5 protein-coding genes are annotated in these 15,266 nt (G+C 49.8%); all 5 read left to right on the forward strand.

All coding sequences use genetic code 11. The features are described 5' to 3' along the window. The first annotated feature begins 69 nt into the window (after positions 1-69). Positions 70-711: a HEAT repeat domain-containing protein gene (locus AC0QH1_RS16955; RefSeq protein ID WP_324632412.1), complete on the forward strand. Its 642-nt coding sequence runs from the start codon at positions 70-72 to the stop codon at positions 709-711. A gap of 80 nt (positions 712-791) precedes the next feature. After that, positions 792-1,094, forward strand: coding sequence for a Dabb family protein (locus tag AC0QH1_RS16960; protein ID WP_324632413.1), 303 nt, complete (start codon positions 792-794; stop codon positions 1,092-1,094). A 299-nt stretch (positions 1,095-1,393) separates the two neighbouring features. Next, positions 1,394-14,032 carry a proprotein convertase P-domain-containing protein gene (locus AC0QH1_RS16965; protein ID WP_324632414.1) on the forward strand — a complete coding sequence of 4,213 codons (12,639 nt, stop codon included), beginning with the start codon at positions 1,394-1,396 and terminating at the stop codon, positions 14,030-14,032. Between the two features lie 30 nt (positions 14,033-14,062). After that, positions 14,063-14,221 carry a hypothetical protein gene (locus tag AC0QH1_RS16970; protein ID WP_324632415.1) on the forward strand — a complete coding sequence of 53 codons (159 nt, stop codon included), beginning with the start codon at positions 14,063-14,065 and terminating at the stop codon, positions 14,219-14,221. A gap of 44 nt (positions 14,222-14,265) precedes the next feature. Then, positions 14,266-15,266: tetratricopeptide repeat protein (locus tag AC0QH1_RS16975; protein ID WP_324632416.1), on the forward strand; the 1,001-nt coding region annotated here is incomplete at its 3' end.

Genomic DNA, 15,266 nt, shown 5'->3' on the forward strand with positions numbered 1-15,266 from the left:
GGGGAGAACTCCTCCCTACGCATAAATGACGAGGGTTTCCGTTCTCCCCCTTACCAACCCTAATTTCTGATGACTGACGACGCCGATATTAAAGAACTGATCGAAGCTGTGGAAAAGGCAGATTCGGCGCAAGGCTTAACCGACGCCGTGCGAGATTTAGCCGAAGCGCGATCGCCTGCAGCGATTGGGCATTTAATCGAAGCCCTCGGATTCAATAACCCCGGTGCTGCTGTTGCTGCAGTGGATGGACTGGTGGCATTAGGAGAACCGGCAGTGGTGCCCGTCTTGGAACAACTCGACGGATACAACTATGGCGCAAGAGCCTGGGCCTTGCGCGCCCTCGCGGGCATTGGGGATCCGCGCGGGTTGGACCTATTGCTCAACACCGCCGAAACCGACTTTGCCCTGAGCGTGCGACGGGCTGCGGCTAGAGGATTGGGGAATATCCTCTGGGATAAAATGGCGGCGGATGAAGTGCCCGCCGCCCAGGAGAAAGTCCATCGCACCCTGTTAAAGGTGGTGGGGGATCCGGAATGGGTGGTGCGCTATGCGGCGGTGACGGGGATGCAAGGTTTAGCCAAGGCCGTGAGTAGTCCTCCACCTAGTTGGTTTTCCGACCTGTTGGCACACTTAAGCGCGATCGCCAAAACCGATACTGAGTTGGTGGTGCGGTGTCGCGCTCAACAGGCGTATCAACAGTTAACGGGATAGGGCGGCGTGAGGATGGTAATTCGCGATCGCTCTTTTCGCCCAACCCGAATAAATTGGCGTAATTCACAACAAATAAAGCGATGATTAAACATATTGTAATGTGGCGGTTGAAAGACACGGCAGAAGGTGCATCTCGGGACGAAAATGCCCGCAAAATGAAGGCAATGCTGTTAGCGCTGAAGGACTCCATTGCCGAAATTAAGCAGATTGAAGTAGGAATGAATGCCCTCGCTTCTCCAGCGGCTTATGATGTGGTGCTGTATTCTGCTTTTGAGAGTTTTGATGCGTTACAGCGCTATCAGAAGCATCCGGAACACGAAAAATGTAAGGAATTTATCGGCAAAATTGTCAGCGATCGCGCTGTAGTGGATTACGAAGTTTAAGGCGTACAAACAGCAGAAAAAACGGCGACTTTTAGTCGCCGTTTGGAAGGACAACTCCGTTTGGCTAAAAGATTGGTGCGCTAAAAATCACGGACTTCCATGCAAGCAAGAGAGCAAATATTACAAAATATTAAGAGATATTAATATAATTATTATTTTGTATTGAAGGAGTTATAGTAGCGTCAGGTAGGGCTTGTGCTGGAGAGTGGCAAGAACGTCAGCAACAAGCATAGGAGAAGGGGCAAAGAGTCAAGACTCTTTGTTGGCTTCCCATACTTAGTTAAGAGGGGGACTACATCGTGGACATAACGGGCATTTACCTGACGCAGGGACAGCTAAACGTACAGGGTGAAGCGAACTTTATCGATGGGGAATGGTTTGGGGAAGATTTCACGAGGAATTTAGAGAAAGCGCCGGGGGTGGGATCTATATCCGCGATCGCATCCGGGATGGAACCGTGGGTGGAGGTGGAACTGGGGCAGGATTTGTATTCCAGGGATTTTGGCAATGGAGTTTCCCCCCAGAATGTAGAGAGTTCGCGGGATGGAGACCTGCTGACAGGTTTGGGCGATCGCGCGCAAGCAACGCCCCTCCACTCAGGGGAACTCGATCGGATTGCGGATGCAGCGATCGCCCGGTGGGGGAATACGGAATTTGGGCAGCAACATCACCAAGAACTGCAAAACATTACCTTTGAGATAGAAGATTTATCCGGGGCGATCGTCGGACAAGCGCGAGGAAGCCAGATTTTCATCGATCCCACTGCTGCGGGTTATGGCTGGTTTGCCGATGCGACTCCCTTGGACGATACAGAATTCACCGCCGCTGGAGAAGAATTGTACGCCGATCGCAACAGTATGGCGTTCGATCGCATGGACTTGCTGACGGTGGTGACCCATGAAATCGGTCACGTACTCGGTCTGGCGGATATCGAGGGTAGCGATCGCGCCGGGGAGTTGATGCACGGTTCCCTAGTAGCGGGGGAACGTCGCTTGCCGGAAAACCCGCAACCGAAGGACTTTTTGGCAGCAGGCGATCGCAGTTTCCCTCACAATTTAGAAGCCGATATCCTAATTGGGGATACAACGCGATCGCAGTATCTCGCGAATCCCACCATCAGCGAACCGTTGAAAACAGCGATCGTCAGTGGGTTGAGTGGAGTTGTCCAAACCCTCGACAATGCCAGCGAAACTCTGGGGAATGAATTACTCTCGATTCCGGGATTGATGGGCGAGTCTGGTGAGGGAGGAAATTTAGCCCTACCGGGATTGTTGGGGAATGCGAAACTCGGTTCCCTGCTGCAAGAACAAATTATTAATCAAATCGATACAAAGTTCGAGAAAAGCACTCTTGCAGAACTAGAGACTTTTATCGATAATTTAGAAGTCGATACGTCGCCACTTCAGTTAAATTTTAGTGATGTAAGTGTTGAGTTGGTTCCCGTAGAGGCCACAGCAAATAATCAGGATGATTACGAACTGCTGTTTGATTTTACGGTTAACGCGCAATTAAGCGATCGCTTCAAATTAGACTTAGGGAAAAATGCCGATTTATATGGCATTGACCTGGGTGGAGATGCAGTGGCCGACCTGTTACTGAATACGGGGGTAAATCTGGATCTATCCTTCGGAAGTGCCGCAACCATCACCGAAGGGAATTTTGGCGGTCCAACGAGCTTAAGAGATACAAAAATTACCCTAGATTCCGATAACTTTTTCATTCGACAAGCAGACTTGCAAGCTACGGCAAGTATTGATGAGTCAAACCTGAATTTCGATTTTCAAGTTGGATTTTTGGATGTGCGCGCGGAGAATGGTAGCTTTGCCCTCGATGCGAATATAAGTGCCAATCTGCTCGATCCGAGTAATAGTGATGGACTGAATCGGATTACCCTATCGGAATTGAATAATATCGCCGATGAAGATTTAACCACCGTCAACGCGACGGGGAATTTGGACATCCTGTTACCTGTGAAAGTGAATGGGATTGATGGGATTGCCGGTGACTTTTTTGATGTGAATGGGGCGACAATTGCTCTTAATACCGATGTGGGGCAATTTTTTGGCAATGGGAATGTAACGGATTCCGACATCGATCCGCGCATGAGTCTGCCGGTTTCGGTGAGTGCGGCATTTGAAGAGGCTTTCACCCCATTTAATAATATCGGTTCGGCTGATATTGTCGGGATGTTGCGAAGAATTGGCAACCAGTTTGACAAGGTGGAAGCGGCGGATGCGTTCAATATTCCGATGCCGTTTGCGGAGAATAAAACCCTGGGAGATATGTTAGGGTTGGCGGATGGAATGGAACGCAATCTCATCAATCGCTTACTGAATGAAAAAAACGAGTTTACCTTTGATAGCGTTCAAAAGTTAGCGGTAAAACTGGCAGAAAATTTACCCTTAGATATTCAAGAGATTGGGGCAAGTTTTGACAAAGAAACGCAAGAATTGCGGTTTAAGTTGAATATTGATTCGCAATTATTGGAACTTGACGATAAATCGGAGATAGTTCCAGTTTCCTCGAACGATGTGCCAATCGACTTCGATTTAGAGTTGGGTGAGTTGGGCGGTTTTGAGACAGATGCAGAAGTGAAGCTGACGCCGGATTTCGGGGTAGAATTCACCTTTGGGATTGACTTAAGCGGGGAATCCGATGAAATTGCGATCGCTGCAGAAATTGCCCCAGATGCGAACAACGGGCAACTGACTGAGGATGTCAGTTTTAGGGTAAAAATTGGTGAAAATGCGCCGATCGCACTGGCGATGGCTGCCAGTGACACCGCAGATAATAATAGTGTGACGGACTTGATTTCCGATATTGAAGCAGCGATCGCAGCAGCGGGAATCAGCGACAGCCTGAACGTCAAAGCGATGTCTGAGGGGAAAGGGTTATTTTTAACCACAACAGAGCCATTTTTGCAAGTTTTCAATGTTAGCGAAACGGCAAAAGCGTTAGGATTTTTCGAGAATCAAACTGCCGCACAGTTGGCGATGGTGGGTCTTGATGAATTGGCGATCGCAACAGTAAATTCACCACCGGCCAATGGAAAACCGGGGGGCGAAGTGGCGTTTAACTTAGAGTTAGTTATTAGCAGCGACGACAGCGAAACTAGCGACAGCGAAACTAGCGACAGCAACACTAGCGACGGCAACACTAGCGACAGCAACACTAGCAAACTCGAAACCGTTAAAGTTAATCTGTTGGCAACCAAAACTGATGCTAACTCAAGCAATACTTCAGATAATCAAAATATTTACGATTTGGTTGAGGATCTGAATTCAGCATTGACTGCAGCGAAACTGTCCGACGATCGCAGTCTTGGCAACATCGTATTTGCAACTGTGGTTGAGGATAAGATTGTCTTGAAAACCACTGAACCCAATGTGGAATCGTTGAAAATTGTCGATGCGGATGCGGAGTCAGGTTTAGATGCGACAGTTTTAGGGTTTAGTTTAGACGCAGTAACAGATGAGTTTGGACTGCCTAAAAATGGCGTACTTTCTGGCGACGCGGTATTTACTGTCAAATGGGACGATCGCACGCCAGTGACGGTGACGGTTGCAGCAGATGCCAGTAATGCCAACGCTGTCGATCCGATCGCTGCCTTGATTGAGGATATTAATACCGCGTTGGGAAATAGCGGTATAGGAGAAGATATTGTTGCGGGACGTAACGGCGATCGCTTGATTTTAGCGGTGGAGGGTACGGCGAAAAAATTAGAAATTAATCCTATCAGTGATGCGGCGATCGCCCTGGGAATTCAAGAGAATTTCGTCACCCAAACTCGTCCCTCGGTGGATGTCTTTATCGAAGACGCTAAAATCGATGGCAGTTTGAATTTATTGGCGGATAAGATTGCAGGGTCGGCAGAATATGGGTTTGTGGGTATCGATATTAATGGCAGTGGAGAAAACGATGGAATTAACGATGCCGATGTCACCGCTAGTGTGAACGTTGCGATCGCAAATAGTGAAGGCAATACCAAATTTGTCCTCGGCGATCCGCGGGTTAGCATTACCGATTTAATTCAAGTTTCTGGAATCGATTGGTCGGGTCAGGTGATGTTGCGCGATATTGACGTACAAAGCGGCGTTCCCGGACTGACTGCCAGCGATTTGGAAATTCCGATTAACATTTCTAACACTACGGATTCCAATCTGCCAAGTATTGACCACGATTTTAGCAATTTAAGCGAATTGCTAGATTTCCAAGAATTTGACTTTGCCCAAGTGGTAGAGGTGCTCCAAGAGGTGGCGACATTTTTAAGCGATCGCTTTGAATCGTTACCTGCGATGCAGAACGATTTACCCTTGGTGGGGGTTAGGGTGGCCGACTTGCTGACCTTTACCGATAAATTTGCGGAAGTAGTCAGCGAATTTGAACAAAATCCGGCGGGAATCGTTCAGGATCTTAACAATCGCTTAGTGGAAGCATTGGGATTGCCGCAGGGTAGCGATTTGGTTTCGATTCAATACGATGCAGCAACCTCTTTGTTTAATATCGATCTGAATTTATTCGAGACCTTTAGCGATTCATTAGGGGTAGATTTAGATTTAGGTGCGATCGCCGATATTCCTAACGTGCAATTACAAGGCGCAGCAGGATTGCAGGCGTCAGGTGGCGCAACGGCGAAATTAAGCATCGGCATTGATTTATCCAATCCGACAAATCCCCTACCATTTTTGAACTTAGAGAAGACCGATTTATCGGTAGAATTAGCGGCGCGAGGGAACAATTTATCCTTTGTGGGGGCGTTAGGGCCTGTAGGCGTATTTGTGAACGATGGCGTCGCGGCGATGGATGGCGATGGGAATGCGGCAACAACGGATGATTTTGCAGAATTGGCGATCGCATTAACCGATCCGACTCCTGGCGACAATCGGATTCTATTTGATGAATTCGATCGCCTTGATGCCACGATCGCAATGACAGGTGGTGTGGATGCAACATTGCCCATTTTCTTCCCCAGCGAGTCCAACTTTATCGGCGATCTGGGTTTCTCCGTTGCCGACTTGTCTGGTTTCCTCACCGATCCGACAAACCCGGCGAATTTTAATCTGGAAGTTCCCGATTTGTCGGCGATGCTGGACAATGCAGATTTGAGCTTATTGAACAATTTGCATCTGGCAATAGAAGGGATTGACTCCTTCTTCGGGGGACTGCAAACCCTGCTGGAAACCGAGGTTTTTGATGCCGATTTACCCTTGATTGGGGATAAGTTAGGCGATGCGGCAACCTTTATCGAAGATATTCGCAGTAACCTTTATAATGGACTGCGCGATCGCGTGGATAATTCCATTGCCAAAACCCCGGAACTGATTCAAGAGAGTTTATTTGAAATTCTCGGAACCGACGGACTGAATCTGTTGCAAGATGGAGATGGATCGGGGGCGATCGACCGCAACGATATCGCGATATCCGGCGATCCAAATGCCGATAATTTCCTGCAATGGGATATGACCCTCGGCAGTAACTTCACAGTGGATGAAGAAATTGCCTTGGATTTGGGATTGCCTGCTTTGGGTTTAGAAATCGATGGCGGGGTGAATTTAGATCTGGGATGGGAACTGGATTTCGGATTTGGATTGAACCGCGAAGAAGGGTTCTATTTCGCCCTCTCCGATGATGCAGAAAATCCGGAAGTGAGGGTAAATTTGAATGCTTCTATCCCCGGTTTGCAAGCAACGGGAAGTCTGGGATTCTTGAAACTGAATGTCAGCGATCGGCAGGACAATCCTACCCATTTAAACGCTAACTTTGCTATCGATTTAGTTGAAAAAGGCGCAACGGGTGAAGATGCCACTAAGTTGGGACTGTTTGAAATGGGCAACTTAGGCGTAACTCCTACGTTAACAGGTGGCGCAAAAGTTCACCTCGATCTCCGAGGAAGCGTCTTAGAGAATAATGACAAAAATTCAATTGCTGCAGCATTGCCGAGTATCGTCAGCGAGTTCGATCTGGTGTGGACGTTAGATACTGCGGACTTATCGGGGAATATTGGCAAATTAGAAACCGTTGCCTTTAACAATGTCGGACTTGACCTCGGTTCGTTTATCTCTGATTTCTTAAATCCAATTGTCGGCCAAATCCAAGAGATTACCGAACCGGTCCAACCGATTATTGACGTTCTCACCAATCGCCTGCCGGTGATTTCCGATCTCGCCGGAAAAAATATCACCTTAATCGATTTGGCGGAAGCATTCGGATATGGTGGCAAATTTGGCATGATTGACGATATTGCCAATATCGTGAAGTTAATTAACGATCTGCCCGAAAACCCCGACTCTGCGATCCTTCCCTTTGGCAGTTGGAATGTGCTGGGCAACAATTTCGACCTCTTCAATCCTGGGGGACTGGATGAGGTGAGAAATGCGGAGGATTTGGACGGAGTAACGGGAGTGACGGCGGAGATTGGTTCAGTCATTTCATCCGAAAATGCCACGGCATCTGCTTCCCCAACCGAATTTATTGATGAGTTAAAAGCAGGAAAGTATGGCGGTTTAGATTTTCCGATTTTCACCGATCCGTCCCAAGTATTCCAATTGCTGATAGGCCAACCGGCGAATCTATTAACCTACGATATGGAACCGATGGAGTTTGAGTTTGAATACGGTGCGTTTTTCTCCATTCTCGGCCCATTAGGTGCAGAAATCATAGGAACGATTGGCGCGGGTATCGATTTAGGGTTCGGATTTGATACTTATGGCGGACAACGATTCGCTGAGGGGAACTATCAATATCCGATCGATATCTTGCGAGGATTTTATGTCAGAGATCGCCTTAATGCTGATGCGACAGGGCCAGAAGTTCCGGAATTAAACCTATATGGCAGTTTAGTGGGGGCAGGCGTTCTCCATGCGGGTATCGCTAAAGGCGGTGTCGGTGGTGGCGTGTTCGCCAATATCGATTTCGATCTCAACGATCCGAATAGCGATGGAAAAGTGCGGATTGAAGAAATCCTAAATAACATTTATCTGGGAAGTCAGGACTTCAGTCCATCAAATAATCCGATAACCTCAGTGTTTGATGTTAGCGGATCGGTAGAGGCCAAGTTAAAGTGGTTTGTTGAAGCATTGAGTTGGAAAGCAGAGGGACAAATTGGCCCCTCGTTACCCCTGCTTAATTTTAACTACAGTATGCCTCGTCCGCCCGTGTTGGCAAGCGAACTCGGCGGTGGGGTATTGCGGTTGAATATGGGGGATTATGCAGGCGATCGCTTGCATGAAAATACCACTGACGGTGACGAACACTTTACTATTACCCAAAATGGCAATAGTATTACTGTGTCCGCATTAGGTCAAACCCAAACTTATAAGGATGTATCGAGTATTGTCGCATTAGGCGGTAGCGGAAACGATACCATTATTTTCGAGAACGTGACGATCGCTGCGGAAATCGATGGTGGATTTGGCGACGATCGCATAGACTGGGGCGGCAGTAGCGGAAATGCGACGATTATCGGCGGATCGGGTAGCGATACCTTATCTGGTGGTAGTGGGGATGATGCCTTAAGCGGAGAGAAAGGCATCGATCGCATCTTTGGTGGCGGCGGTAACGATAATATTGCAGGCGGGACGGAAGCGGATATCCTCAGTGGCGATAGCGGAAACGATACCATCGCCGGTGGGGAAGGGGATGACTCGATCGCCGGTGGCGCAAATACGGACTATCTCGATGGGGGGACAGGCAGCGATCGCATTTGGGGCGATTCGACCTTAGATATTAATGGAACTCTCACTCTCGCCAATCCAGACAGCGCAGATGCCGATATTCTCAGTGGCGGTGAGGACAATGACGAACTGTTTGGCGATAGCGGAAACGATACCATCGGCGGCGGTAGCGGTTCCGATCGCATCGAAGGCAATTCCGGGGAAGACGAGATTTGGGGAGATTCCGACTTTGAGGCGAATGGCGATCGCATCGCACCTTTACCGCGCACAAAGGGACATGATACCCTTTCCGGTAACGAAGGCAGCGATCGCATCTTTGGCGAAGATGGTAACGATCTGATGCGCGGACATGCCGGCAACGATACCCTCGAAGGCAATTTTGGTGCAGATACCCTGTTAGGGGACGAAAATAACGATCGGTTAAACGGCGGCGCAGACAGCGATTTGGCCTTTGGCGGTGCAGATAGCGATCGCGTAGAAGGCGATACCGGCAACGATATCCTATTTGGAGATAAAGGCGTAGTTGCCACCCTGGGCGACAATCCGGAGAACACCGAGGATGATGCGATCGCTGGTGATGGCAATCCCAACCAAGTTCTCGGATTTACTGGTGATAGCGACCCCCTGACGCGGGATATCATGGTGACGCAAATCGACGCCACCGATGGCGATGATACTATTGATAGCGGCGCAGGAGATGACATCGCCTTTGGCGGAACCGGCCACGATCGCATTTTCGGCGATATACTCGCGGAAGAGAGTGGCAGCGAAACCCCCACCGGAGAGGATATTCTGGTAGGCGATGGCGGACGAGTCTCATTGCGCGATCGCCAAGTAACATCCATCCAAACCACCGATCCGGAATATGGCGGCGATGATGCGATCGCGGGCAACAACGGGGATGATATCGTTTTCGGAGGGGCCGGTAACGACGAACTTGCCGGAAATGACGGTAACGATATCGCTTTAGGCGATAATGGCGTAGTAGTCCGCAACGATGGCAGCGATAACGCCAACGATATCTACACCACCGATACCAATACCGGCGGCAACGATCGCATTTCGGGCGATGCAGGTGAGGACATTCTAATTGGCGGCGATTATCACGATGAAATTTCGGGCAATGACGGCGATGATGTGGCAGTGGGAGACCACGCTTACATCCAACGAAATGCCGAAAATACCATCGAACGGATTGCCACCCAATTTGACGATGCCGGCGGAAACGACCAAATCCAAGGAAATACCGGAAATGACAATTTAATCGGCGGAATTGGCAACGATCGCATTTCTGGCAATGACGGCAACGATGTCGCTTTGGGCGATAATGGCCAAATTATTGGCAATGACGGCAGTGGCGAGGCAAACGATATTATTACCAAATCTCCCGAATTTGGCGGAACCGATGAAATTTTCGGCAATGCAGGTGAGGATATTTTGGTAGGCGGGTCCGGGGGCAATGATGCCACTGGAATTGGCGGCGATCGCATTTATGGCAATGACGGCGATGATGTGGCGAAGGGCGATAATGCCCGAATTTTCCGCACCGCACAACACACCATCGAACGCATCGAAACCACATTCCCCCATATTGGCGGTGACGATGTAGTAGAAGGCAATAGCGGCGGCGATGCCCTGTTAGGCGGATTCGGAACCGATACCCTCAATGGTTTGGAAGGAACCGATATCATCTTAGGAGATAACGGCGAATTGGATTATACCCTAGATGCCAATCTCAATAGTCTCAATCGCGTCACCACCACCAATCCCACCCAAGGCGATCGCGACTTAATTGCCGGGGGGAACCAGAACGACTTGCTGTTTGGCGGCACTTTGGGCGATAATATAACCGCCGGAGAAGGAAACGATTTGGTATTCGGCGACCACGGGAAAGTAGAAGGCATTATCCAACTAACCCAGTTGCCCCTGAATCAACCCAATCCACCCTTTACCTTTACCGCCATCGATACCCACGTGGCAGATAAGGGTGGGGATGAATGGATACAGGGAGATGGCGGCGACGATATCATCCTCGGACAACAAGGTAGCGATCGCTTATATGGCGATCGCGGCGACGACGATATCATCGGCGGACATAATGTAGTCGGCGGTGACGACACCAAAGACACCATCGATGGCGGTACCGATAACGATGCGATCGCCGGCGATAATGCCAGCATTTTACGCAGTAGCGACACCCGCAATCCTCGGATGCGCGCCCTCTCTGGCCAGATAATCTACGACGCCGCAGGCAATCCCCAAGTCACATCCGAAGGTCAACCCAATCCCACCAATGCAGCAGAACGGCAAATCGAATTATTCGACCATCACATCGAGACCGAATCCGCACAATACGGCAACGATGCGATCGCCGGAGGCGCAGGTGAGGATGCCATTTTCGGACAACTGGGTAACGATGTCATCCAAGGCGATAGTTCCGTTTCCGAAGCAGTAAGCGCCACCAACCCCTCCGTAGAACGCAACGATGACGGCGACGACTACATCGAAGGCAATGGCGGCGAAGACCTGATTTTCGGCAATTCCGGTCAAGATGATATCATCGGTGGCAGTTCCAGTTTGTTCGGGAACGACACCCCGAACCAGCGCCCGGATGGAGAAGATACCGTCTTCGGAGGTGCGGGAACCGAACTCGATCGCAACCATATGGGAGACGAATCGCCGCAAGGTCACGCCAAAGATGCAGATGCGATCGCCGGTGACAACGCCAATATTTTCCGCCTCGTGGGCACCAATGGCACCTATGGCGGCGACTTCCTCACCTTTACTTACGATAACTACAGTCAATCCCTGCGAATCGTCCCTCGGGCGATCGCAACCTTGGACTATACCCCCGGCGACAGCAACAACGCGATCGGTGGCCACGACCTGATTTATGGTGAAACCAGCGATGATGCCATCTACGGCATGACCGGCAACGATGTGCTGTTCGGAAATGGCCAAGATGACGATATCTTCGGCGGAATGGGATACGATCGCATCTATGGCGGTACCGGCGAAGACGGCATTCTCGGCGATGATGGTCGCATCTTCACCAGTCGCAATGGCGAAACCGAATCCTTATACGGACTCAATACCCCCGATCGCGAAGGCGACATCAGCATCCCCGGTCCGTTCATCGGCGCGATCGTCCACGAAAGCGGACGCCTGAAGAAAGAAGCGCGCTGGATCGCCTTCGACTCTGGCGCAAACGATGTCATCTACGGCGGTTTAGGCGATGACTTCCTGCATGGCGGCGCAGGGGACGATGCCATCTCCGGCGCTGAAGCATTAGCACAATTCTACAATGCCGATCCGGTCACCGATTTCGACCCCTTGGGTTACGACCCCACTACCCGCAAACTGACCGCGTATGACGCCTATAACCCGCGTCAGAAGATTGACGGATTCTTGCTCAATTTTGAAGCAACCGATGCCAATGGCAACAAAATCGACGATGGGAAAGATTATATCTTCGGCGATAACGACCACGATTGGTTAGTGGGCGGAACCCGCAACGATCGCATGTTCGGCGGAATGGGTGACGACCTGTTAGATGCCGATGACAATCGCGATACCAATGGCGGATCGAACGATCGCCCGGACGATCCGGAATATGCCGATGCTGACTTTGCCTTTGGTGGCGGCGGATTGGATGTGCTAATGGCCAATACCGGCGGCGATCGCTTGTTTGATTGGACGGGTGAATTTAACAGTTTCCTCGTCCCATTCAGTCCCTTTGGAAACCCGACAATCGTGCGATCGATTTCGCCTCATGTGGTCAACTTCCTGTTAGATTTAGGTGACAGCAGTGGCGCAGACCAAAACCTCGCCGAACCCAATGGCGAACTCGGTTTAGTCACCCAAAAAGATCCGCAATGGGGCGACCAACATGGTGCCCCACGCGACCCCCAACCGGGCAACTTACCCGGCGTCCAACGCGATACCCAAGGTGCCCCGGAAGGTAGCAACAGCAACACTTCTAATGGCAATGGCAATTCCAACGCCAGTGGCAATTCCAACCGACCGCCACAGGCAACAAATCGCGATCGCAATCCCGGCAATTCTACCCCGATTTCTGAAGGCGCAGTACCGCCAAATGCCTCGGAAAATGCCAATGCGATCGCACGCGGTGAAACCAATCCCAATAGCAATAATAATGGCAATGCTAACTCGAACCAAACTGCTGCCAATAATCCCAATAGCAATAATAACGGCAATGCTAACTCGAACCAAACTGCTGCCAATAATGCCAATAGCAATAATAATGGCAATGCTAACTCGAACCAAACTCCTGCCAATAATCCCGATAGCAATACCACCGATAGCGACTCACAAGGAAATGCCCCGACTCCTACAGTAGATGACACCAACAGCGAAGAAATTCCCCCAACCGAGGAGACTTCGGCGAGTGAAGATAGCGAAGCGATTGGCACTTCCCCCGATCCAGTCAGTGACGATAGCGACGAAATTGCCACCCCTGTCACCCCTCCCGCCACCTCACCGGATCCGGTGAGTGAGGATACCGATGAGGAAGTATCCCAAGTGGAGAATTCCAGCGCCGATCTGCCCGAGGATGATAGCGCGCAGAGCAATAATGGGGAAATCATAATGGATGTAGAGGTAAATGACGAACCGATCGCCGATGAAGAGAGCGAAGAAACAGCGATCGGCGAGGAAGCGGAAGATGCGATCGCGCCGAGTGAGGAAACACTGCCCGAAACCGAGGAGGCGATCGCCGAACCCGAAGCGCCAGCAGAAGACCCGGTGGTTGACGATGGGAACTCGGCGGCGGAAACTCCCTCCTCCAGCACCTCCGAGGAACCCGCAGAGGCGATCGAAGTGCAGCAAACCTATACCAGCAGCGATGCAAACCTGGCGATTCCGGATATGGACAACTTGCGATCGACCCTGGATATCGGCGATGCAAGCACTATTGTGGACGTCAACCTGCAACTGAGTCTCGCCCACGATCGCACGCAAGATTTGGAAGTCTTCCTCGAACATCCCCAGGGAACCCGCGTGCAACTGTTTAGCAATCTGGGCAATAAAACCCTCACCGACATTACCTTAGATGATGAGGGAGAATTGCCCATCGCAGCTGCAGGCAATCCTAACGTCCAAATCTTCCGCCCCGAAGGCAATCTGAGCGAATTTGAAGGGTTGCCCTTAGGCGGATTGTGGACCCTGGAAATCCGCGACACCCGCAACCAAAAGACTGGCATTCTCAATAGTTGGTCGATGGTGGTTACGCACAAAAATGGCTAAAATAATGCCATTCCTCGTGGAGTGTGCGTAATGAATCGAATTGTGTTAACCACAATGGTATCCCTCGGCGATTTGCATCCCCCGATCGCCGTGGGATTGGGTTTGCGCGATCGGGGGCACGATGCCCTGTTTGCTACACACAAAAAATCTGGTTGTAAAGAATTGTTTCAATTAATAGACCTCGGTTGAAAGTTAGGTTAAAGTAAAAGAACTGGTAAAGTAGGGATTTACCCATGAGCGATCCAACTCCTGAAGGGCAAATTGCTGCCTTACAAGAACAGTTAATCAAACTGAGGAAGCGAGGCGATCGCGCCGAATCTCCCCAGGATAATCGTTCGGTGGAATGCGAAATCCTGGGAAACTTGGGAATTGCCTATTATCGGGGGCAACAATGGTACGAAGCAGTCGCTACCCTGACGGAATATCTGAATTTGGCGCAGGAACTGGGGAATCAATGGCATCAAGCGGTGGCGCAATATTATCTGGGGTTTACTCAAGAATTCTTAGGTGAGGATTGGCTGGCCGTTCAGGCTTTTTGTCAAGCATATTGGTTATGGCGATTGTTTAATCAAGATGATTTTTGTTCTCAGGTTTGGCAGCAGGTTAATCAAGCGCTTGACCGATATGTGAATGCTAAACATTTTGATAAGTTAAATGGGATTTTGGCGTGGCAGCTTCAAGTGGCGGATGCTTGGAAAGATGCGGGTTTAAAAGGGGAAATTTTAGGCAATATAGGCAGAATTCAATATAATAATCAGGCGTTCCAAGAGGCGGTTATTTCTTATTCGCAAATGCTGGAAATTGCCGAGGCTTTGCAAGACGATTGCCGCAAAAGTTTTGCTTTAGCTTGGTTGGGCTGTAGTTATCGGGAATTGGGAGATTTAGCGAAAGCATTAGAGTATTTCGATCGCCGTTTGGTGGTGGCGCAAGAGTTGGGCGATCGCGCTGCCCAAAAAGAAACCTTAGGTTGGTTAATTGATATTTCTAAACGGTCGGAAAAATTCGATCGCACCTTTGAATATTATCAAGTTCAGTTAGGTTTATTCCGGGAACTCAAAGAGCTAGTGTCGGAATACACTTGTCTTTATGATTCAGCAAGTTTGCAGTTTGATATCCAGCAATATCAGGATGCTTTATCTGGGTTTGAAGCTGCTTTACAGATAGCGGAATCCTTGGATGAGGATACTGGAAAAATTTATAAAATTGCCAATTCTCGGTATATGTTGGGGCGATG

The sequence above is a fragment of the Phormidium sp. CCY1219 genome (genome assembly GCF_055795085.1).

Coding starts and splice junctions, on each gene's coding strand:
- AC0QH1_RS16970 (WP_324632415.1), top strand. CDS start 14,063: ATGAATCGAATTGTGTTAACCACAATGGTATCCCTCGGCGATTTGCAT.
- AC0QH1_RS16960 (WP_324632413.1), top strand. CDS start 792: ATGATTAAACATATTGTAATGTGGCGGTTGAAAGACACGGCAGAAGGT.
- AC0QH1_RS16955 (WP_324632412.1), top strand. CDS start 70: ATGACTGACGACGCCGATATTAAAGAACTGATCGAAGCTGTGGAAAAG.